Annotated in this window: 17 protein-coding genes and 2 pseudogenes; 7 read left to right on the top strand and 12 right to left on the bottom strand. The window is 39.8% G+C overall.

All coding sequences use genetic code 11. The features are described 5' to 3' along the window. Positions 1–21: 21 nt before the first annotated feature. Positions 22–1,725, top strand: coding sequence for a gamma-glutamyltransferase (ggt, locus tag D2C78_03710; GenBank protein QEF35110.1), 1,704 nt, complete (start codon positions 22–24; stop codon positions 1,723–1,725). 269 nt (positions 1,726–1,994) lie between these two features. Further along, positions 1,995–2,765: an HP1117 family Sel1-like repeat protein gene (locus tag D2C78_03715; protein QEF35808.1), complete on the top strand. Its 771-nt coding sequence runs from the start codon at positions 1,995–1,997 to the stop codon at positions 2,763–2,765. 238 nt (positions 2,766–3,003) lie between these two features. On the opposite strand, the gene D2C78_03720 is transcribed toward D2C78_03715, so the two are convergent. Further along, entirely contained in the window at positions 3,004–3,204 is a 201-nt protein-coding gene (locus tag D2C78_03720) for a hypothetical protein (GenBank protein ID QEF35111.1), read from the bottom strand. On the opposite strand from D2C78_03720, the gene D2C78_03725 reads away from it, so the two are divergent. The 3 genes from D2C78_03725 to uvrB all read left to right on the top strand — a co-directional run bounded on the left by D2C78_03725 (position 3,173) and on the right by uvrB (position 9,404). Beyond that, entirely contained in the window at positions 3,173–6,736 is a 3,564-nt protein-coding gene (locus D2C78_03725; protein QEF35112.1) for a DUF3519 domain-containing protein, read from the top strand. The two genes, D2C78_03720 and D2C78_03725, sit on opposite strands and share 32 nt — an antisense overlap. Before the next feature lie 4 nt (positions 6,737–6,740). Continuing rightward, positions 6,741–7,358 carry a DUF1542 domain-containing protein gene (locus D2C78_03730; GenBank protein QEF35113.1) on the top strand — a complete coding sequence of 206 codons (618 nt, stop codon included), beginning with the start codon at positions 6,741–6,743 and terminating at the stop codon, positions 7,356–7,358. 69 nt (positions 7,359–7,427) lie between these two features. After that, on the top strand, positions 7,428–9,404 hold the full coding sequence (gene uvrB / locus D2C78_03735; GenBank protein ID QEF35809.1) for an excinuclease ABC subunit B: 1,977 nt from the start codon (positions 7,428–7,430) through the stop codon (positions 9,402–9,404). Positions 9,405–9,414: 10 nt separating this feature from the next. Here uvrB and D2C78_03740 read toward each other — a convergent pair whose 3' ends face one another. The 6 genes and pseudogenes from D2C78_03740 to D2C78_03765 all read right to left on the bottom strand — a co-directional run bounded on the left by D2C78_03740 (position 9,415) and on the right by D2C78_03765 (position 14,906). After that, positions 9,415–10,248 (bottom strand): outer membrane protein, encoded by an 834-nt coding sequence (locus D2C78_03740; protein ID QEF35810.1) that lies wholly within the window; start codon positions 10,246–10,248, stop codon positions 9,415–9,417. A gap of 69 nt (positions 10,249–10,317) precedes the next feature. Continuing rightward, positions 10,318–11,640, bottom strand: coding sequence for an adenylosuccinate lyase (locus D2C78_03745; protein QEF35114.1), 1,323 nt, complete (start codon positions 11,638–11,640; stop codon positions 10,318–10,320). A gap of 109 nt (positions 11,641–11,749) precedes the next feature. Next, positions 11,750–12,694: a pyruvate ferredoxin oxidoreductase gene (locus D2C78_03750; protein ID QEF35115.1), complete on the bottom strand. Its 945-nt coding sequence runs from the start codon at positions 12,692–12,694 to the stop codon at positions 11,750–11,752. 12 nt (positions 12,695–12,706) lie between these two features. Next, a complete protein-coding gene (locus D2C78_03755; GenBank protein ID QEF35116.1) occupies positions 12,707–13,930 on the bottom strand; it encodes a 2-oxoacid:ferredoxin oxidoreductase subunit alpha in 1,224 nt (407 codons plus the stop codon). Positions 13,931–13,939: 9 nt separating this feature from the next. Continuing rightward, positions 13,940–14,332 (bottom strand): 4Fe-4S dicluster domain-containing protein, encoded by a 393-nt coding sequence (locus D2C78_03760; protein QEF35117.1) that lies wholly within the window; start codon positions 14,330–14,332, stop codon positions 13,940–13,942. A 15-nt stretch (positions 14,333–14,347) separates the two neighbouring features. Then, positions 14,348–14,906 (bottom strand): annotated as a pseudogene (locus D2C78_03765) (pyruvate flavodoxin oxidoreductase subunit gamma). A 290-nt stretch (positions 14,907–15,196) separates the two neighbouring features. Here D2C78_03765 and D2C78_03770 point away from each other — a divergent pair. Then, a pseudogene (locus tag D2C78_03770) lies at positions 15,197–15,858 on the top strand (outer membrane protein). A 6-nt stretch (positions 15,859–15,864) separates the two neighbouring features. Here the strand turns inward: D2C78_03770 and D2C78_03775 are convergent. After that, positions 15,865–17,172: a hypothetical protein gene (locus D2C78_03775; protein ID QEF35118.1), complete on the bottom strand. Its 1,308-nt coding sequence runs from the start codon at positions 17,170–17,172 to the stop codon at positions 15,865–15,867. Between the two features lie 188 nt (positions 17,173–17,360). On the opposite strand from D2C78_03775, the gene D2C78_03780 reads away from it, so the two are divergent. Then, positions 17,361–18,791, top strand: a complete 1,431-nt coding sequence (locus D2C78_03780) for a glycosyltransferase family 8 protein (GenBank protein ID QEF35119.1) — start codon at positions 17,361–17,363, stop codon at positions 18,789–18,791. Between the two features lie 11 nt (positions 18,792–18,802). Here the strand turns inward: D2C78_03780 and D2C78_03785 are convergent, their stop codons facing one another. The 4 genes from D2C78_03785 to D2C78_03800 form a co-directional block, all read right to left on the bottom strand. Then, the gene (locus D2C78_03785; GenBank protein QEF35120.1) at positions 18,803–19,849 is read right to left on the bottom strand and encodes an NAD(P)-dependent alcohol dehydrogenase; all 1,047 of its coding nucleotides are present in this window, start codon (positions 19,847–19,849) and stop codon (positions 18,803–18,805) included. A gap of 161 nt (positions 19,850–20,010) precedes the next feature. Further along, positions 20,011–21,021, bottom strand: a complete 1,011-nt coding sequence (locus tag D2C78_03790; protein QEF35121.1) for a glucokinase — start codon at positions 21,019–21,021, stop codon at positions 20,011–20,013. After that, positions 21,008–21,691: a 6-phosphogluconolactonase gene (gene pgl / locus D2C78_03795; protein QEF35122.1), complete on the bottom strand. Its 684-nt coding sequence runs from the start codon at positions 21,689–21,691 to the stop codon at positions 21,008–21,010. Before pgl ends, D2C78_03790 begins: the two co-directional genes overlap by 14 nt. Before the next feature lie 10 nt (positions 21,692–21,701). After that, positions 21,702–22,979 (bottom strand): glucose-6-phosphate dehydrogenase, encoded by a 1,278-nt coding sequence (locus D2C78_03800; protein QEF35123.1) that lies wholly within the window; start codon positions 22,977–22,979, stop codon positions 21,702–21,704. Between the last annotated feature and the right edge of the window lie 56 nt (positions 22,980–23,035).

A 23,035-nucleotide genomic window follows, 5' to 3' on the forward strand; every position in this document is an offset into this window, starting at 1 on the left:
AACTGATTGAAAGGAAAACAGATGAGACGGAGTTTTTTAAAGACGATTGGCTTGGGCGTGATAGCGCTCTCTTTGGGTTTGTTAAGCCCTTTGAGCGCAGCGAGTTACCCGCCCATTAAAAACACTAAAGTAGGGTTAGCCCTTTCTAGCCACCCGCTAGCCACTGAAATCGGGCAAAAGGTTTTAGAAGAGGGAGGTAATGCGATTGATGCGGCGGTAGCGATAGGTTTTGCTCTAGCGGTTGTCCATCCTGCAGCAGGCAATATTGGTGGTGGGGGTTTTGCGGTTATCCATTTGGCTAATGGTGAAAATGTTGCCTTAGATTTTAGAGAAAAAGCCCCCTTAAAAGCCACTAAAGACATGTTTTTAGACAAGCAAGGCAATGTAGTCCCTAAACTCAGTGAAGATGGCTATTTGGCGGCTGGGGTTCCTGGAACGGTGGCGGGCATGGAAGCGATGTTGAAAAAATACGGCACCAAAAAACTATCGCAACTCATTGATCCTGCCATTAAATTGGCTGAAAATGGTTATGCGATTTCACAAAGACAAGCAGAAACCTTAAAGGAAGCGAGGGAGCGGTTTTTAAAATACAGTTCTAGCAAAAAGTATTTTTTTAAAAAAGGGCATCTTGATTATCAAGAAGGGGATTTGTTTGTCCAAAAAGATTTAGCCAAGACTTTGAATCAAATCAAAACACTAGGCGCTAAAGGCTTTTATCAAGGGCAAGTCGCTGAGCTTATTGAGAAAGACATGAAAAAGAATGGAGGGATTATCACTAAAGAAGATTTAGCCAGTTACAATGTGAAATGGCGCAAACCGGTAGTGGGGAGTTATCGTGGGTATAAGATCATTTCTATGTCGCCACCAAGTTCAGGAGGCACGCATTTGATCCAGATTTTAAATGTCATGGAAAATGCGGATTTAAGCACCCTTGGGTATGGGGCTTCTAAGAATATCCATATCGCTGCAGAAGCGATGCGCCAAGCTTATGCGGACCGATCGGTTTATATGGGAGACGCTGATTTTGTTTCGGTGCCGGTGGATAAATTGATTAATAAAGCGTATGCCAAAAAGATTTTTGACACTATCCAGCCAGATACGGTTACGCCAAGCTCTCAAATCAAACCAGGAATGGGGCAGTTGCATGAGGGGAGCAACACCACGCATTATTCTGTAGCGGACAGGTGGGGGAATGCAGTCAGCGTTACTTACACCATTAACGCCTCTTATGGAAGCGCTGCTAGTATTGATGGGGCAGGATTTTTATTGAACAATGAAATGGATGATTTTTCCATAAAGCCTGGGAATCCTAATCTCTATGGTTTAGTGGGGGGCGATGCGAATGCGATTGAAGCCAATAAGCGCCCTTTAAGCTCCATGTCGCCTACGATCGTGTTGAAAAACAATAAGGTTTTTTTGGTGGTGGGAAGCCCTGGAGGGTCTAGGATTATCACGACGGTGTTGCAAGTGATTTCTAATGTCATTGATTATAATATGAATATTTCTGAAGCGGTCTCAGCCCCTAGATTCCACATGCAATGGCTCCCTGATGAATTAAGGATTGAAAAGTTTGGCATGCCCGCTGATGTGAAAGATAACCTCACTAAAATGGGCTATCAAATCGTTACCAAGCCGGTCATGGGCGATGTGAATGCGATCCAAGTTTTGCCTAAAACTAAAGGGAGCGTTTTCTATGGGGCAACGGATCCAAGGAAAGAATTTTAATTCTTTTTCATATAAAGGTTTTTAATCCTATTTAGCCTTATTTTTTGGGATGGAGGGGGGACTTTTTAGCGAGAAAATCTTAAATTTAGTTTTAAAATTCATAAAAATAGTGTAAAATTTCTCGTTACAAGAGACGATACTAGATCTAAATGGTGTATGCAGAATGGAGTTTGAGAATGTTTGCTGGTTTTAGAACGCATGCAGTTTCTTTTTTAAGATTGGTAGCCATTGACATTATGTTTGATCTTATTAAAACAAGAGGAGTAACAATGGGATACGCAAGCAAATTAGCCTTGAAGATTTGTTTGGCAAGTTTATATTTATTTAGCACTCTTGGTGCAGAACATCTTGAACAAAAAAGGAATTATATTTATAAGGGGGAGGAGGCCTATAATAATAAGGAATACGAGCGAGCGGCTTCTTTTTATAAGAGCGCTATTAAAAATGGCGAGCCGCTTGCTTATATTCTTTTAGGGATCATGTATGAAAATGGTAGGGGTGTGCCTAAAAATTACAAAAAAGCGGCTGAATATTTTCAAAAAGCGGTTGATAACGATATACCTAGAGGGTATAACAATTTAGGCGTGATGTATAAAGAGGGTAGGGGCGTGCCTAAAGATGAAAAGAAAGCCGTGGAGTATTTTAGAATAGCTACAGAGAAAGGCTATACTAACGCCTATATAAACTTAGGCATCATGTATATGGAGGGTAGGGGAGTTCCAAGCAACTATGCGAAAGCGACAGAGTGCTTTAGAAAAGCGATGCATAAGGGTAATGTAGAAGCTTATATCCTTTTAGGGGATATTTATTATAGTGGGAATGATCAATTGGGTATTGAGCCAGACAAAGATAAGGCTATTGTCTATTATAAAATGGCGGCTGATATGAGCTCTTCTAGGGCTTATGAAGGGTTATCAGAGTCTTATCGGTATGGGTTAGGCGTGGAAAAAGATAAGCAAAAAGCTGAAGAATACATGCAAAAAGCATGCGATTTTGACATTGATAAAAATTGTAAGAAAAAGAACACTTCAAGCCGATAACTCTCAAACTTGGACTTGATTCAAGGATTTTTTGTTTTATGTTAGGTAGCGTGTTTTTTGAACAATTGATTTGAAGCGATTAGATTAAAGATGTTGCATTTTTCATGGCTAAGCGGCTTTATATTAAAAACTTTAGCCAAAAAATGTTGCTTGCTGTAACTTTGCTTTGTTTGTCTCGCCTAAATATTCTCTTAACAAACCCCTAAATTTACAAACTCCAAACAATAGCGAGCACCTTTCATAAGCTTTTTAAGAACGACGCTAAGATCGCCGAGAGTTTAAAGCCCGCTACAACGAAAAATTTAAGCCAAGGGTTAGCGACTACTTTAAGCGGAGCGTTAAAATACCAATGGACTAAATTTACGCTAGGGACTTTATACCGCAACGCGCCCGATCGCATTCTAGGCGTGAAGTTACCTAAAGCTTTAAACGAAGCCACCGCAGGTGCAGCCTTAAAGTATCACCTAAAAAGAGCGCTTGAGAGAAGCCACTCTATAAGCGAGTTTAGCAAGCAGTTAGAACTAAGCGTGCAAAAATCACACTTTAGCAACAACACGCTTAAAATCATTGAAGAGCTTAACAATGGCGTCAAGCAAGCGAGCGAAGAAATCAAAGAAGCAAGCAAAAAGAGCGCAGAAATTAAACGAGATTTTAGCGATACGAAATTAAGTAATGATGAAATCAAAGAGCTATTAAATAACGCAGAAATCCCTACAAGCGGGAGAGATGCGATCACTTTTGGAACTAATAACCTAAACCCTGAAATGGTTGAATTTCTACACAAAAACAACAAGAAAATGATTATAGAAAAAGCCTCTAACAAAGAATTAGAACTTTTAAAAGATGCTAACTTTAAGCAAAACATAAGAGCGAGTTTAGATCATGATGCTATCGCTCACATACTCAAAAGGCATGGCGTTAATTCTGTTAATGTTAGAAATGGAGAAATCCCTGTTACGAACGAAGATATAGCGAATTATAGATATATCGTTAATAACGCTGATGCAATTCTTAGGACTTTAGACAAATACGATAAAGAAGCTATAACGGCGTTTAAACAAGTTAATGGCTATGCGGTAGTGGTAGAGCAAGCGATCAATAAGAAAAATGAATTAGCTTTAAAAACAATGTATAAGAACAATGGGAGTTATAAAAATAATGAAGTTTATAAAGAATTTTCAAGCACCTCACTCGACGCTGATGCGAAGGTGCGCCATAGGTTGAGTTCCTATAGTGGTGCTGCAGAGAATAATACACCAAAACCGCTAACAGATCAAGAGGATTTATTAAAAACAAGCGAAAATTTAAACCAAACCACACAAGAAGTTAAAAATTTAAGCCCACTAGAGCAAGCCAACGCCGAAAAGCTTCTTAAGTTACAACACGCTATAACCCCACTCAAAGAGTTTGGCAAGAATTACCCCGAGTTTGCCCTAAAGCCTAAGGAAGCGTTAGAGAAACTCTTACAAGAGAAAAACGGGCAAGTCGCAGGCGCAGCTTATAGGGAGGATTTAGGAGGGATTGATTTAGTTTGGGGAACGCCAAAGACTAAAGATAGCAACGGTTATGGATTAGTGCATATATTAGAGCGTAGAATATCTAACGAGATGAAGAAAGGCTTAAGTGAAGCAGAAGCTAAAGAATACGCCTTAAATATCGTTAAATCAATCCCTGAAGTGTTAGAGAAAGGCACTAAAGGCACGGATGATTTAGGGCGTGTGTTTGTAGATTATGGAAATAAGAGAGTGGGTTTAAATAATGAGTGGAAAAAAGAAAAATTAGAAAATCATTGGGTGATAAGCAGTTATGAATTGTATGATACAGAGAAGCAAGCGTTACGGTCTACTCCGCAAGCAATCACTAAAGAAAAGGCATTTAATTCTTTAAACTCCGTAGAACCTAATCCTACACCAAAACCGCTAACAGATCAAGAGGATTTATTAAAAACAAGCGAAAATTTAAACCAAACCACACAAGAAGTTAAAAATTTAAGCCCACTAGAGCAAGCCAACGCCGAAAAGTTAGCGAAATTAGAAAGCGAACAATTAGCGAGCGAACAAGAATTTTTAAAAGCTAAAGAGCAAGAAAACAAGCGTAAGGAAGCGTTAAAAAAGAAATTAGAACACGAGCGAGGCAATGCAGGCAACATTGAAAGCCAGACTAAAATAGAAGTAGGAGAAGATATACCTACACAAACACAAGAGCAACTACCAAAAAGCCGAGTAAGGCTAAACGAACGAGAGATTTACGATCTAGATTATGCGATCGTCAAAGCGAAAGACTTGAAGCCTAGTTTTACCACAGGCGGGACGCAAAAACGCACCGACATGAACGAAGAGCAGATTAAAAGCATCGCTGAAAATTTTGATCCTAAAAAGATATTTGGGAGCGGAGGGTTTGAGGATTTACCCATCATTCTGCATGATGGGCAAGTGATCGCAGGCAACCACCGCATCCAAGGCATGCTGAACTTCACGCCTAAAAGCCGTTACATTTACCACAAAGCGATCCAAGAATACTACAACATAGATTTACAACCGGACGAGTTGTTAGTTAGAGTGCCACACAACCGACTAAATAATACCGAGATTAACAATTTAGCGGCTTCAAGCAATCAAGGAAGATTCAACAGCGAGAGCGATCATGCAATAGCGGTTTTAAGCCACTATGAAGCGAAATTGAAAGAATTAGACCAAAAATTAGACGCTGATAGCATCTATTCACTTAAAAACATCGTTGCGAAAAACCTTAATTTTGACAAGGCCACTCACCCTAATGTAGGAGATAGCAATTTAGCGCTTTTAATGTTTAACATGCCACGAACCAAGACGCAAGGGATAGAATTACTCAACCGTTGGCAAAAAGAATTTTCAAACGATATTAAAAGCTATGAAAAAGTAAAAAAAATGTTTGTAGATAACGCCGGAAGCTTTCACAATTTAATCCATGACATGAATTTTCCTAACGTGAGCCTTAACGCTTATTTAAGCGATATCATGGATCGCAGTTTTGCTAACTTAAAGAATTACCAAACTACAAGCGAGAGCTTAAAAGATTTGAGCGAAAAATTCTATAAAACGAGTTCTTTAGAGATGTTTGAAAAGAGCGAACAAGGATCGAGCGATATCAGCGAGATTTTAGGAGGTGCGATCGCCAGGTTTGCGAGGTTTGATGATCCTTCTAAGGCGTTATTTGAAGCTTTAAAGAGCGATAACATTAAAAAAGGCTTGAAAGAATTTAAGATCGCTGATGTTACAAAAGACATGTTTAACCCTGATAGTAAAGAGTTTAAGGACATTGATATTTACGATTTCACGCATTACCTTTTAATGGCCAATAGAGAGCCAAATGAAAATAATCCCGTATTAAAACGCTTGATAGAAGCTATAAAGGATATGCAAAAAGAGAGCGAGAAAGGGATAAAAGAACAAAAGCTTGAAATACCTAGCGAATGGGGACACAATTATAGCGAGTTTAAGGGCGATGGATTAGGCGCGATTAACAAGCTATTAGAAACTAAAAAAGGTTTTGTAGCGGGAGCGTTTTATAAGGAAGGTTTAGGGGATATTGATTTGGTTTGGGGTAATAAAGATTACGGGTTAGAACACATTTTGAAACGCCGAGAGAAGCAAGCGCTTAACAATGGAATAAACGAAGCAGAAGCTAAAGAATACGCCATGAGCGTAGTTAAAACGATACCGGAAGTTATAGAGAAAGGTATCAAAGATAATGATTATGTAGGGCATGTGACTATAAGACATAATGGTATTGAAGTAGGTTTAAGTAGTCAAAAAGGAGATACTCCTTTAAAAAATCATTACATGATTACAAGTTTTGAAACAGATGAAAAGGTTTTAAGGGAGTTAGAGACCATTGGGACACTCTCTAACGATTACAGAGACGGCATCAACTATAGCGCCTCAAACCTTAATAAACCTAATCCTACCACAAAAAAATTAAATAAGGATTAAACAAATGAATTACCCTAATTTGCCTAATAGCGCGTTAGAAATAACCGAACAGCCCGAAGTGAAAGAAATCACTAACGAGCTATTAAAGCAATTACAAAACGCTTTAAAGAGTAACGCGCTTTTTACGGATCAAGTGGAATTAAGCCTTAAAGGGATTGTTAGGATTTTAGAAGTGCTTTTGAGTTTGGATTTTTTCAAAAATGCGAATGAAATTGATAGCAGTTTGAGAAATTCTATTGAATGGCTAAGTAACGCCGGTGAAAGCTTAAAAAACAAAATGAAAGAATACGAGGGCTTTTTTAGCGATTTTAATACGAGCATGCATGCTAACGAGCAAGAAGTAACGAGCATTTTAAACGCTAACACCGAAAACATTAAAAGCGAGATTAAAAAGCTAGAAAATCAATTGATAGAAACCATTACAAGGCTTTTAACGAGCTATCAAATCTTTTTAAATAACGCTAGAGAAAACGCTAATAATCAAATCACGGCTAACAAAACCGCAAGCCTTGAAGCCCTAAACCAAGCTAAAGAAAGCGCTACAACGCAAATAACCGCTAATCAAACGCAAGCGATAAGTAACATTAACGAAGCCAAAAACCGATCATTATCAAAACATTGATTTTTTTGAGATTGAATAAAGCGTGTTAAAAAACCACTATAATACCCCTAAAAAATGCGAGTTTTAAAGATGCCTTTATTTGATTTAAAAAGCCCTTACCCACCAGCAGGCGATCAGCCTCAAGCCATAGAAGCCTTAACGAAAAGCTTGAAAAATAACAACCATTATCAAACTTTAGTGGGGGTTACAGGGAGCGGTAAGACTTATACGATGGCCAATATCATCGCTAATATCAACAAACCCACTCTGATCATGAGCCATAATAAGACCTTATGCGCGCAGCTCTATAGCGAGTTTAAGGCGTTTTTCCCGCATAATAGGGTGGAGTATTTTATCTCCCACTTTGACTACTACCAGCCTGAAAGCTATATCCCTAGGAGGGATTTATTCATTGAAAAAGACAGCTCTATTAACGATGATTTAGAGCGTTTGAGATTGAGCGCGGCCACCTCACTTTTAGGTTATGATGATGTGATCGTGATAGCGAGCGTTTCGGCTAATTATGGTTTGGGTAACCCTGAAGAATATTTAAAAGTCATGGAAAAAATCAAAGTGGGCGAGAAGCGCGTTTATAAGAGCTTTTTATTAAAGCTAGTAGAAATGGGTTATAGCCGTAATGAAGTGGTGTTTGATAGGGGGAGTTTTAGAGCGACCGGAGAATGCGTGGATATTTTCCCCGCTTATAATGACGCTGAATTTATTAGGATTGAATTTTTTGGCGATGAGATAGAAAGGATTGCTGTCTTTGACGCTTTAGAAAAAAATGAAATCAAGCGCTTGGATTCTGTCATGCTTTATGCAGCCAGTCAGTTTGCTGTAGGGAGTGAAAGGTTGAATTTAGCCATTAAAAGCATTGAAGATGAACTCGCTTTAAGGTTGAAATTTTTTAAAGAGCAGGATAAAATGCTTGAATACAATCGCCTCAAACAACGCACCGAGCATGATTTAGAAATGATTAGCGCGACCGGTGTGTGTAAGGGTATTGAAAATTACGCGCGCCATTTTACAGGCAAAGCCCCCAATGAAACACCTTTTTGTTTGTTTGATTATTTAGGGATTTTTGAGCGGGAGTTTTTAGTCATTGTAGATGAAAGCCATGTGAGTTTGCCGCAATTTGGGGGGATGTATGCAGGGGATATGAGCAGGAAAAGCGTTTTAGTGGAATATGGTTTTAGATTGCCTAGCGCTTTAGACAACCGCCCTTTAAAATTTGATGAATTTATCCATAAAAATTGCCAGTTCCTTTTTGTGTCCGCTACGCCCAATAAGCTAGAATTAGAGCTTTCTCAAAAGAATGTCGCTGAGCAAATCATTCGCCCTACAGGGCTTTTAGACCCTAAATTTGAAGTGCGAGACAGCGATAAGCAAGTCCAGGATTTATTTGATGAAATCAAGTTAGTGGTGGCCAGAGATGAAAGGGTGCTCATCACCACGCTCACTAAAAAAATGGCAGAAGAATTGTGCAAATATTATGCTGAATGGGGCTTGAAGGTGCGTTACATGCATAGCGAAATTGATGCGATTGAAAGAAATCACATTATCCGCTCTTTAAGGCTTAAAGAATTTGATGTTTTAATAGGGATCAATCTTTTAAGAGAGGGGTTGGATTTGCCTGAAGTTTCTTTAGTAGCGATCATGGATGCGGATAAAGAAGGGTTTTTAAGGAGCGAAACAAGTCTCATTCAAACCATGGGGCGAGCCGCTAGAAACGCTAATGGTAAGGTTTTATTATACGCTAAAAAGATCACTCAAAGCATGCAAAAAGCCTTTGAGATCACTAGTTACAGGCGCACCAAACAAGAAGAGTTCAATAAAATCCATAATATCACCCCTAAAACCGTTACTCGCGCTTTAGAAGAGGAATTGAAATTAAGAGACGATGAGATTAGAATCGCTAAAGCCTTAAAAAAGGACAAAATGCCTAAAAGTGAAAGGGAAAAAATCATTAAAGAATTGGATAAAAAAATGCGAGAATGCGCGAAAAATTTGGATTTTGAAGAAGCGATGCGTTTGAGAGACGAAATCGCTCAATTAAGAACGCTTTAAACGCTATCGCTTAAAAACTATAAGTGTAGTTGAAATAAACCGAGTAATTGCGCCTGAAATCAACTTGGTATAACAAGCTGTTGATCCCGTATTCTAAAAATCGTAAAACCTTTAGGACATCTCCACTATTATTGCTAATGTTATTCATGGAATAATAATGGTTAAAATAATAAGTAGGGACTTTAATCCCAAAGCCAAATTGGTTGCGCTTATTCCCTAAACGAACCCCTAAATTTACCAAAAACTGGAAACCATTTGGATCCACTTTCCCGCCAAAAGTGTTTTGAAGAAGGGCTTGATACAATAACGCATCGCTCAATCTGTCATACACTCCAGCAAAAGCAATCCCCAGATTGAACCCAGCAAAAAACTTATCCCCATTATAAGCGTTAAGCAATAAATCCATATAAGTGCCGTAAGTGGAAATGATGACAGACTGCGATTCTTTTTGGCCATAAAGAGAAGCGCTCAAATCATAAAACAGCCCCCACCTGAAGCCAAACCACTTCGTTTCTTCATGCTTACCCACCCATTTATAGCCCGCTTGCACGCCAAGACCATTAGACACATACGAATTTTTAAAAACAGGGCTTAAGCCATCGCTAAAAACGATTTGGCTCTTATTGAATTGTTGGGATAAAATCAAGTTGCTGTAGTTGTGCTGAATGCTCCCTAATTGATACCCAAGCCCCAGATAAAACGCCGATTGATCCGCATAGCGTTTGATGGGCGAAACCACCTTTTTATTGCCAAAAATATAATCCCCTTTAGTCAAAACATCTTTAAAACCCTTTGCATTAAGCGTGCAAAAAAACCCTAAAACTAAACATAACGCTCGTTTCAAAAAACCCCTTGATGCAAATTTTAATTTTTTACCGCTCATTTTATAGTTTTGTTTTTGTAAAAACGCGCCTTATCCAAACACCCTTTTAAAAATCGCTCCCACATTTTTAGTGTAATAGCTGTAATCAAAACATGCTCTGATTTCGTCCTCGCTCAAATATTTTTTCAAGCGTTCATCGTTGAGTAGGGCGTTTAAAAACAAATTTTCATCAGCGTTTTTAAAAGCGCCTTGTTGCAAAACCTCCCATATTTTCATCGCATTTTCTTGCACGATAGAATAGCTTTCTTCTCGGCTCAAACCTTTTTTAGGCAATTCTAATAACACCCGTTGCGAAAAGACTAGCCCCCCACTCAAAGCTAAATTTTTAAGCATGTTTTTAGGATAAACCACCAGATTTTCAATCACGCTATTTAGGCGGCTGAGCATGAAATCGCTAGTGATAAACAGATCAGGCAAGGCAAAACGCTCCACAGAGCTATGGCTCATGTCCCTTTCATGCCATAAGGCGACATTTTCTAGCATAGGGGTAGTAAAAGAGCGAATCACCCTGCAAAGCCCGGTGATATTCTCGCTCAATATGGGGTTTCTTTTGTGAGGCATCGCAGAGCTTCCCTTTTGCCCTGCTGAAAAAGCTTCTTCCACTTCATAGACTTCACTGCGTTGCAAATGGCGGATATTGACAGCGATTTTTTCACAACTGCTCGCCAAAAGAGCCAGATCGCATGCAAGCCTGGCGTAGCGGTCCCTTTGAATGACTTGATTATTGATATTGGCGGTTTTTAGGCCTAAAAATTCGCACGCTAATTCTTCTAATTCTAAAGGGGCGTGTGCGAAATTCCCCATAGCCCCACTGATCGCTCCCACGCTGATAAATTCCATCGTTAAATCCAAGGCTTTTAAATGCCGTTTGATTTCATCAGCAAAAAGGGCTAACACTAAGCCAAAAGTAATGGGTTCGCCAAACACCCCATGGCTTCTGCCCACCATCAGCGTATCTTTATGCTCTAAAGCCCTATTTTTAAGGGTTTCATAGAGGTTTTGAACGCCTTTTTGAATGAGTTTTAAGCTTTTGGTCATCAATAACGCCATAGCCGTATCAATGCAATCGCTAGAAGTGATCCCATAATGAAAAAAGCGGGATTCTTCGCCCAAGCTTTCAGCCACGCAAGTAGTGAAGGCGATTAAATCATGCTTAGTGGTTTTTTCAATTTCTTTGATGCGCTCAAGATTGAATGCCGCTTTTGCGCAGATTTTTTCACAATCGCTATCTTGGATTTGCCCAAGCTTGTTCCACGCCCTAACGACAGCTTTTTCCACTTCCAAATAAGTTTCAAATTTGGTTTGCTCATTCCATAGGGTTTTCATTTCTTCATTCGCATAGCGTTCTAACACCGACAATCCTTAAAATCAAAATGGGATCATGTTATTTTAAAGGGGTTTAAAGAATCAAGGGGCAAAATCGCACAAGGCACAAAAAAGTCCCTTGATTTCAAATTAAGGGTTATACTTTAGCTTCTTCTCTGCGTTGCAAGTATTCCCAACGCTCATTCACATCTTTTTGCAATTCTTCAATGATGTGTTCGTTTTCCTTTTTGAAAAGGTGTTTGAAGCGTTTTTGTGCCCCTAAATAATCCCTTATAGGAATGATATTTCTCGGGCGGTAAGTGATTTTCAATTCCCTGCCATTAAAGATTTCAAATAGGGGGAACATCAAGCTATCCACAGCCATATCCGCTAATTCAATGGTTTTATTGGATTCAAATTTCCATTCAGTCGTGCATGGGCTAAGAGCGTTAATAAAGCAAGGTCCTTCAGTGTCTAGCGCGGTTTTAATCTTTTTATTCATGTCTTTCCATTTATTGGGCGAGAGTTGCGCCACATAAGGAACCCCATGGCTTGCCATGATATTGACGATGTCTTTTTTCTTTTCTTTTTTACCAAAGCTCACCGATCCCGCTGGCGTGGTAGAAGTGCTAGCCCCTAATGGCGTAGAGCCGCTTCTTTGACCGCCGGTATTGGCGTAGTTTTCATTATCTAGGCAAATGTAAGTCATGTCATGCCCTCTTTCCATGCAACCGCTGATGAATTGAAGACCAATATCATAACTAGCCCCATCGCCTCCAAACGCCACAAATTTTGGCTTTTGACCTTGATAGCGGCCCTTATTCACTAAAGCCTTATACATCGCTTCCACCCCTGAAATCGCTGTAGATCCATTTTCAAAACCAATATGAATCCAAGGCACATCCCATGAAGTGTGCGGATACACAGCCGAACATACCTCTAAACAACCGGTAGAATTGCCTAAAACAATAGGCCCATCTACAGCGTTTAAAACTTCGCGCACAATGATGCCATGCCCACAACCGGGACAAAGCAAGTGCGAACCTTGAAATTTCTCAGCACTTTGGCTAAAACCTTTGAGTGTTTTGACTTCTTTTACCATGATATTTCCTTTTTAAAAAAAGCTCATTTTAGGGCCGTGCAAGCCTACGAATTGTTGGGTAGGGTGCGTGAGCGTGCCTTTAAGAGCGTCTTCATTGATTTCTTCAAAAATTTCGCATAAATGCGCGATCGTCATATCCCTTTCGCCTAAACCATAAATGTAGTTAGACACCACCGGGTGTTTAGTCCCTTGCGTTTGATACACCGCGCTCGTTACTTCATTAAACATCGCCCCCATAGCACCCGCTGGAGAGCTTTTATCTAAAATCGCTAAAGCTTTAAGATTTTTCAAATCCTGCCCTAATCTTTCATAAGGGAAGGGGCGCAAGGAATGGATGGTAGCCACGCCGGCCTTAATGCCTTTTTTACGCATTTCCTTAGCCGCTACGATCGCTGATTCATAAGTAGTGCCTAACGCAAAGATAGCGATTTCAGCGTCTTCTAGCTGGAAAGTTTTGGTTAAATGGTATTGTCTGCCTGTGAGTTTAGCAAAATCATTGAACACTTCTTCAATCACAGAAGACGCACTCATGATCGCATGGTGGAGTTGGGCTTTATGCTCATAATGCCATTCTTCTTCAGCTTGTGCACCATAGCTTACCGGTTTATCAAAATCCAAAAGGGAATGTTTGGTTTGGTATTCGCCTACGAATTGATAAGCCACTGTATCGCTCAAAGGGCGGACATTCTGCACGGTGTGCGAACATAAAAAACCATCTTGATTGACAATAGTAGGCACGTGCACCTTTTGATGCTCTGCGATTTTAAACGCCATTAAAGTGAAATCGTAAGCTTCTTGAGGGTTGCATGTGCATAAACTGATCCAGCCTGAATCCCTGCTTAAATACATATCAGAATGATCGCCATGGATATTCAAAGGGGCTGCTAGAGCACGATTGACTAAATTCAAAACAATAGGCAAACGCATGCCAGAAGCCTGGTATAAAACCTCTACCATTAGTGCCAAACCTTGAGAGCTAGTCGCAGTGCTGACTCTCCCTCCAGCAGCGGCCGCTCCCACGCATGCGCTCATGGCGGCATGCTCAGATTCCACTAAAACAAACTCGCCATCAACATAGCCATTATCCTTAAACGAGCCATAATTCTGCACAATGGGCGTTGATGGGGTGATAGGATAGGCTGCGATGACATCAATTTGAGCCTGTCTTAAAGCGTTAGAACTAGCGGTATTGCCATCCCACACTTCTATCTCTTGCAATTCAATACTTTTTGCCATATTTTTTCCTTATGATTTTTTCTTTTCTTGTTTTTGCGGCCATTGAGTGAGAGCGGTAGCGGGCTCAATTTGTTCTTCAAACATCCATAGCGATTTAGGATTGGTGGGGCAGACATCCACGCACACGCCACAGCCTTTACAATGAGAATAATCCACGCCTTTTAACTTGCCCTCTCTTGAAAGAATAGCAGCGTCTGGGCAATAAACCCAACAATTAAAGCAATTGATGCAAATATTATTGTTATGCACAGGCTTAGCCACGCGCCAATGAGCCACTGAAGTGGTGAAGTAGCTTTGCTCGGTGTAATGGCGCTCATCATTGTGTTTTTCCATTTCGCTTTGCGCGTTTTTTTCAAAAGGGAAGAGCACCGCCCCCATTTCAAATTCATTCCAATCTTTCATCTTTAATCCCTAATGTTATTGAACTTCTTCATAAGCTCTTTGGATAGCGAGCATGTTAGCGTCAATGACTTCTTGCGTGAGTTTTTTGCCTAAAACTTTCTTAAAAGCTTCTTTAAAAGCCCCGATTTCAAGCATGCCAGACACTTTCATTAACGCTCCTAGCATGGGCGTGTTGGGGATGGGGCGTTTTAAGGTTTCCATAGAGATTTTTAAACAATCCACTAAAAACACCTTACGGGTTTTTAATTCAGGTTTTTTTCAAACAATTCTTCTTTGCTGAGATAGCTAGTGATGATATAAGTCGTGTCTTCTTTTTCATTAGCGAAGATGTTTTCAATGAAAACCAAACCAGGGTCAATCACCAGCACATAATCAGGCTGCATGAAGCGTTCATGGTTTAAAATAGGCTCATCATCAACGCGGTTATAAGCCATCATAGCAGCCCCCTTTTAGCTGAGCCATAGGAAGCGAATGCTTGCACTTCTTTGCCTGTTTTTGAAATCACATCAGCCAACCCTTTAGCGCCGGTGATAGCGCCCTGACCAGCTCGCGCATGCCATCTAATTTGAAACATGGTAATATGTCTCCTTAATATCGTATAAAATAAATTGAATTTAGCCCAAATATTATACAAGAAAAACGATTAATGTGTCTTATAACAATATCTTTTTAGGAATTTTTATAGGAAAATGGGGGCATACTTACAAGAATTATGGCTATTTTATGGCTATTTATTCTAAAAAGATAGGCGTTCTTAATCAAAACCACTAATATTTATTTTAAACTTTGTTATTATTTAGGGTGTGATTTGATTTTAGTCTGTATGGGGCAAGTGTGGAGCAAGATAACAAAAGGAATTGGGTTATGGATAAAACAACGGTTAAAATATTGATGGGCATGGCGTTATTATCATCGCTTCAAGCCGCAGAGGCAGAGCTTGATGAAAAATCAAAAAAACCTAAATTTGCGGATAGGAATACGTTTTATTTAGGGGTTGGGTATCAACTTAGTGCGATCAACACATCTTTTAGCACCGAGTCTGTAGATAAATCGTATTTTATGACCGGCAATGGCTTTGGTGTGGTGTTAGGGGGAAATTTGTGGCTAAAACGCAAGCTGTAGAGCATGTGGGTTTTCGTTACGGGTTGTTTTATGATCAGACCTTTTCTTCTCACAAATCCTATATTTCTACCTATGGTTTAGAATTTAGCGGTTTGTGGGACGCTTTCAATTCGCAAAAGATGTTTTTAGGGTTAGAGTTTGGCTTAGGCATCGCTGGGGCGACTTACATGCCAGGAGGGGCTATGCATGGGATTATCGCTCAAAATTTAGGCAAAGAAAATTCGCTTTTCCAATTGCTTGTGAAAGTGGGTTTTCGTTTTGGCTTTTTCCACAATGAAATCACTTTCGGGTTGAAATTCCCTTTCATTCCTAACAAAAGAACTGAAATTATTGATGGCTTGAGCGCGACTACTTTATGGCACCGCTTACCGGTCGCTTATTTCAATTATATCTATAATTTTTAGATATAGTTATTTAGAGGTTTTAGATTTGACAAAATCAATTAACTCTCGTGTGTCTATGGTTAGGGTTAAGAATTGCTGATAAGTGGTGATCCACTTGCCCCCTTTCCCATACAAATGATACCCATCGCCCCCACCTAAAAAGTTAAAAAACGCATCCGCTCGCACGCTTATCCATTTATTTTTATAAACATAGTAAAGCCCTATCATGTCAAAATTAGGGGCTCTATACCATGGCAAGCCGGTATAAAGGGATTGGCCATAAGTAGCGTAAAAGTGCATTTGGGGTTTGTTGGAAAAATAGTATCTGTTAAAAATCCCAAAGCCTTTGTATTGCGCTTGAGCGTAAAATTCCCCCCCAAAGCTGTTATAAAATCGGGCGTTTTTGCACTCGCTAGCATAACGCACGCAATAATGGGTTTGAGACGACTGCGTGCCAAAAGTCATGAAAATATTGTCCATATAAGGCATGAGATTTTTAAAATCCGCTTTTAAATAAGCATGGTAATAGACCCTGTCTAAAATGGTAGGGTTAGAGTATTTCCCTATTTCTCCGCCTTGTGGGTTATTTTTTTGACTGAAATAGGGGTAGCCATTAGGCCATTGCGGGGTTGCATCGCCTGGTTTTAAGTAAGAATTACCGCCGTAAGGGTAATTATTTCCCATGCTATGATGGCTGGCGTTATGAAAAATGACAAGCTGCCCCCCCAAACCTAAATACCCTTTAAGAAACTGAAATTCTGAAGAAACAAAATACAAGAATTGATCAAAATCGTAATTTTTCTTTTTGGGCTGGTTGTTCCAATTGCGCCCCCCATACCAATCCACAACGCCCTCAAACCACCCATTCCACCAGCGGTTAGGATCATAAGCCGGTTTGAATTGAAACGCTCCTCCCCTAAAAGTGGGGTCTATAAACCAAAAAAGTTTTTTAAAAGCGCTTAAAGGGTAATGCCCTATTTGATAGCTTCGCGGCACAATGCCTAAAAAAAATCTCAAATTTTTCCCTATGTATTGGTAATACATGGTAACCCCCCACGAATAAGGGAAGTAGCTATAATGCGTGTGCAAATTTTGAATGAACCACGCCCCAAACATCAAGGCTTGTCTTTTGTCTAATTGAACGCCGATTTGAGGCATGAGACGACCTTGCATTTTGGTTAGGCTATTCCAATAGGGGTTGTTGGCTGGGGCCACTAAATTGAAATTAAAGCTCATAAACTTCAAGTCATAGACAAAACTGGCCGCTTTTATTAAGGGTGGTGTTAAAAAACCTGAAAATAACAACGCGCAAAGAGATTTTTTTAAGAAAATCAAATTAGAATACAGCCCCTTTCATCATCTTTTAAAATTGCAGCATTTAAAATAGCAACGCTTAAAGACAAGATGCGATTTTAAATTAATTTCCATTAAAAACAACATAAAAACCAAAAACAGAACCCTTTCAAGTTCGGTTTTTTTTTTTTTTGGATAAAATAGTTTTAAAAAGGGGTGTTTCATTTTTTATGACTTCAGCTTCAAACCATTCTTTTAAAGAACAAGATTTTCATATCCCTATCGCTTTTGCTTTTGATAAGAATTACCTCATTCCTGCGGGCGCGTGTCTTTATTCCTTGCTAGAAAGCATCGCTAAAGCCAATAAAAAAATCCGTTACACCCTACACGCTCTAGTGGTGGGCTTGAATGAAGAAGATAAAGCAAAGCTTAATCAAATCGCAGAGCCTTTTAAAGAATTTGCCGCTTTGGAAGTGAGAGATATTGAGTCTTTTTTAGACACTATCCCTAACCCTTTTGATGAGGATTTCACCAAGCGTTTTTCTAAAATGGTGTTAGTGAAGTATTTTCTAGCGGATTTATTCCCCAAATATTCTAAAATGGTGTGGAGCGATGTGGACGTTATCTTTTGCAATGAATTTAGCACTGATTTCTTAAACATTAAAGAAGATGATGAGAATTATTTTTATGGGGTTTTAGGAGGCGGAGAGTGCCATGTGTTGGAAGGGTTTTTGTTTTGTAATTTAGATTACCAGCGCAAGAACCATTTTGTCTCAAAAACCCATGCACTTTTGGAAGAAAACAAGGCTACAGAAGAATTGGATTTCACCCAATGGTGTTGGCCCAATATGAAAGCTTTAGGGATTGAATATTGCGTTTTCCCTTATTATTACACTGTCAAAGATTTTTCTGCATCCTTGCCTGAGAATTATTTTTTGCATGAGATTTATAAGAAAACCATCTCAAACGCGCTCAAAAACCCTATAATCATCCATTATGATGTTTGGTGGGGGGCGGTGAAGCCTTGGGATTATCCTTTTGGTTTAAAAGCGGATTTGTGGCTGAACGCTTTGGCTAAAACCCCTTTTATGAGCGACTGGATTGATTCGATCGCTAGGGTGGAAATAGGCAGCGAAAAATGGCATCGCTACCACAGCATCGTTGCCTATCACTACTACTTTCCCCTATGGAAGACTGAAGAGCAGATCGCCCACGACGCGCTCAAGACCTTTTTAGACCATTATTTTTCGTGCATCCATGCCACAATCAAGCAAGAAAATCTCGGAATGTTCTTGAACCACTACTTCTCGCATGCCCATGCAGAGATCAAAGAAAACTCCCTTGAAGCGTTCTTGAACCACTACTTCTCGCATGCCCATGCAGAGATCAAAGAAAACTCCCTTGAAGCGTTCTTGAACCACTACTTCTCGCATGCCCATGCAGAGATCAAAGAAAACTCCCTTGAAGCGTTCTTGAACTATTACTTTTCGCATGTTTATAGACTCCCTAAAAACGCGCAAAAGAGACTCTTTAGGGTGTTTATCAAACACTGCATCTTCATACCACTCAAGAGCCTTGTGGGTAAGACTCTGCGATTCTTAAAACTCCATGCACTGGTGAAAAAAATCCTAATCCAACTCAAGCTCTTAAGAAAGAGCTAGAGCCAAAACTTTTAATCAAACGATTTTTTCATATCAATCACATAGCGGAATTTCGCTTTCCCATGGGTTAGGTTATGATAAGCGGTGTCAATATCCTTGCCTAAAATCAAATCCACTTCAGGGTAAATATTGTGTTTGATAGAAAAATCCATCATTTCTTGGGTTTCTTTAATGCCCCCAATCAGTGAGCCATAAACCTTGCGATTGCTTAAATAGATAAAATCAAAAACGCTAAGCACTGGAGCAACTTCTACAGGAGGAAGCCCCACAAGGGCTAATTCGCCACTATAAGTTAAGAGCTTGAGGTAGTCTTTTAGATCATAATGGGTAGGAATGGTTGAAATGATAAAGTCCAATTCCTCTTTGCATTGTTTGGGGTCCGTATAGAAATGTTTGACCCCCATGCTTAAAGCGTCCTGCTTTTTGTGTTCGTTTCTTGCAAAAACGCTCACTTCAGCCCCCATAGCCACAGCGTATTTAACCGCCATGCCTCCTAGCCCGCCAAACCCAGCGACGCCCACTTTTGTGCCTTTAGTAACCTTAGAAAATTTTAAGGGCGAATAAGTGGTGATGCCCGCGCAAAGCAAGGGGGCTACTTTTTCTAAAGGAGCGTTTTTATCCACGCTAATCACATAGTTTTCATCCACGACAATATTATTAGAGTAACCGCCCATGTGGGGTTCGTTGTCATGGAAAGAATCCAAACAATCATAAGTGAATACCACTTTGGCGCAAAATTGCTCTTGGTGTTCTTTACAGGGCTTACACGCTTTGCATGAATTGACAAAACAGCCCACGCCCACCACATCGCCAACCTTAAATTTCTTAACTTCCTTACCCACTTCTTTGATGACCCCAGCAATTTCATGTCCAGGAACCATAGGGTAAATGCCTTCTCTCCATTCGCTATAAGCGCTATGAACATCGCTATGACAAATCCCTGCATAAAGAATGTCAATCAACACATCTTTAGGGCCTACAGCATGGCGACTAAAATCATGGGGTTTGAAATGCCCGTCTTTAGAAAAAATAGCAAAACCTTTAGATGGAACTCTCATAAAAACTCCTTGTTTGATTAAAATACCGCTATTGTATCGTTTTTATGGTTTGCTTATGTTTCTATAGGTTTAACTAATTTGATAACTGTTGGTTATATGGTAGCGTTGTTTGGCACGCTTCAAACACACCCCTTGTATAAGCCACTTTTATTTGAGCGTTGCTATATCTTATCATGCAGTAAATAATTCTCTAACGCAATGCCTGCCCCATCAAGTCCGGGAGTTTTTTTCATCACGACATGCACTGGGATAGAAGCGAGAAACGCTCCCATGCGCCCTTTCGTTTCAAAGCGCGCTCTAAAGGGCGAAGTTTTAAAATAATCAATGAATCGTGGGATAATCCCCCCACACAAATACACGCCCCCTCTAGCCCCCAAAGTGAGAGCCACATCAGCAGCGAGCGTGCCAAGCATGGAGCAAAAAGTGTCCAAGGTCAATCGGCATATAGGGTAATCCCCATTCAAAGCACGTTCGCTAATGATTTGTGGGGTTAATTCAGCCTTGCTTAACTTCGCCACTTTTTCTAAGCCTTTGCGTTTAGACAGGGCTTCATAAATCAACACCAAACCGCTCCCACTCAAAAACCTTTCCGCGCTCACATGGTTGAATTTAGAGCGGGCGTATTGCCACACTAAAATTTCTAAATCATCAAAAGGGGCAAAGCTCACATGCCCTCCTTCACCGGGCAAGACTTTCAAAGAGCCATCGCTGTTTTGGATAAGAGTGCTTACCCCAAGCCCGGTTCCTGGCCCTAAAATCGCTTTAGGAGCGTTGATTTCGCATTTAATCCCGCCTATTTGAGCTAGATCGTTTTCTTGCATCGCGCTAATGGCATAGGCTTGCGCGACAAAATCATTGATGACAAGCAATTTTTTTAAATTCAAACATTGCCGTGTCGTTTCAATAGAAAAAGTCCAGTGGTTGTTCGTCATTTGGACAAAATCCCCCATAATGGGCGTAGCCACAGCAAAAGAGCCATAAATAGGGTGCAGTTCAAGGCTTTCTTTGCATTTAGAAAGGTAAAACCGCACCGCATCGCTCAAGCTCTCAAAATCTTCGCACCGCAAGACTTCAACGCATTCAATCTGTCGTGGGGCGACTTCCAAACCAAAGCGCGCGTTCGTGCCGCCAATATCGGCTAATAGTCTTGGATAAGTTTCAGTTTTTGGCATAAAATACCTCCGTGGTAACTTTTTGAGAATGTAAAATCCGAGCAATCGGCAGAGAATAGGGAGCGTTTTCTTTTAAAGCTTTTTCTAAAACCTCCCTTTTTTCTACCCCACTAATGCTTAAGAAAAGTTTTTCGCAATTTTCTAAGGCGTTAACAGACATGCTCAAGCGCTCATAAGGAGCGTTAGCGGGCTTAGTCAAAACGATATTTTCTTTTTCTTTGTTTAAAAAAGCGCTCGTTTCAGGAAAAAGGCTAGCCGTATGCCCATCAGTCCCCATGCCCAAAATGGCTAAATGGGGCTGTTTGAAATGCTGGTTAGCAAAATCTAAAAGTTCGTTTGTATCGCTAGAAATCTTTTTGGGCAAAAGCGGGGTGAAAGAAGCTTTTAAGGCGTTATTTTGCAACAAGTAATCATGCAATAATTTGGTGTTGCTATCCTTGTGGCTTGTGTCTATAATGCGTTCATCCACCAAACTGATTAAACACTCATGCCAATTGAGATCCAAGACGCTCAATTTTTGCAACAAGCTAATGGGCGAACGGCCCCCAGAAAAAGCGATAGAAACTTGATGATGCTTTTTTAAGGCGGCGTTAAAAAATTCTTTAAAATGCTCTATTAAAGCCTTGTGGCAATCTTCTAAACTTTCAAATTCAAACAATTGATAACCCATGAAATCCCTTTTATTGATAGAGTGGTTTTAAAAATTCTAATTCGTTGAGATTATGGCTTTTATAAGAATACAAGGGCGTGGCGTTATTGATAAAACCCTCTATGAGCGTGTCAATAAAAACCCATGACGCTTCTAATTCCAATTGGTGGGCGAAATTGTTGTGGTTATTTTGTATCGCATCATAGAGCAATTTAGCGTAGGGCTGTAAAAATTCTTGTTTGTTATGGGTTTCTAAAATAAGGGGGTTTTGATGATCTTTTAGGGTAAGGGTGATTTTATCTTGAGAGAGGAAAAATTCTAGCGTATTGATTGCATTAAAATGGATTTTCACGCTCGCTTGGTTGTGGGGCATTTTTTTAGCGTGCTTAAGGTAGAAAGGCACGCCTTTAAATTTAGGCGTATCCAAAAAGGCTTTAATAGCGACAAAAGTCTCTGTCTGGCTCTCTTTATGGACTTTATTTTCATCTCTATAGCCTTGATACTGGGCCCGAATAACCTGTTTTTTAAAATCTTTAGGGGGTTGTAAGGTTTTTAAAACTTTGATTTTTTCTTTCCTCAAGTCTTTTAAATCGTTGGGTAAATCTGTAGCGATAAGGGATAAAACTTGCAAGAGATGGTTTTGAACCATATCTCTTAAAGCCCCGATTTTATCGTAAAATTCGCCCCTTTCTTCCACCCCCAAAGTCTCATACACGCAGATTTCAACCGCGCTGATTTGATCCCATAAAATGTTTAAGATAGGGTTATTCAGGCGCAATTCAAGGATATTTTGAACGCCCTTTTTCCCTAAATAATGATCGATTCTAAAGATTTGCTCTTCTTTAAAAAAAGCACTAATGTTTTGGAAAATCTCTTTGCAAGTCTTTAAATCATGCCCTAAGGGTTTTTCTAAAATCAAGCGTGTGTTGGCGTGATTGAGCGCGTTTTGGGCCAAATTTTGAGCGGTCGTTGCAAAAAAACTAGGGGAGATAGAAAAGTAGAAAATCAAGGGCTTATTGTTTGTAGCGATTTTACTCAATTCTTCAAAGTCTTTAGGGTTATCCAAACGGACGCGCAAATAACTGATATGGGCTAAAAATTCCCTACCCTTTTCTCTTGAATGCAACTGCGTTTTTTCACAAAGGAGCGCTAAAAACTCTTCATTGGATAGCTCCTTACGCCCCGATGCGATAATTCTAGAATCTTTTTTAAAACCATAATGGGTATAAATTTCATAGAGCGAAACAAAGAGCTTTCGCATGGCTAAATCCCCAGTCGCGCCAAAAAGAACCAAATCAAAATCCAACATCAATAACCCTTTTAGAGTGTTTTTAAGTTATTATTATATATTAAATCTTAATTGAA

Source organism: Helicobacter pylori (assembly GCA_008032935.1).
Classification (GTDB): domain Bacteria; phylum Campylobacterota; class Campylobacteria; order Campylobacterales; family Helicobacteraceae; genus Helicobacter; species Helicobacter pylori_CX.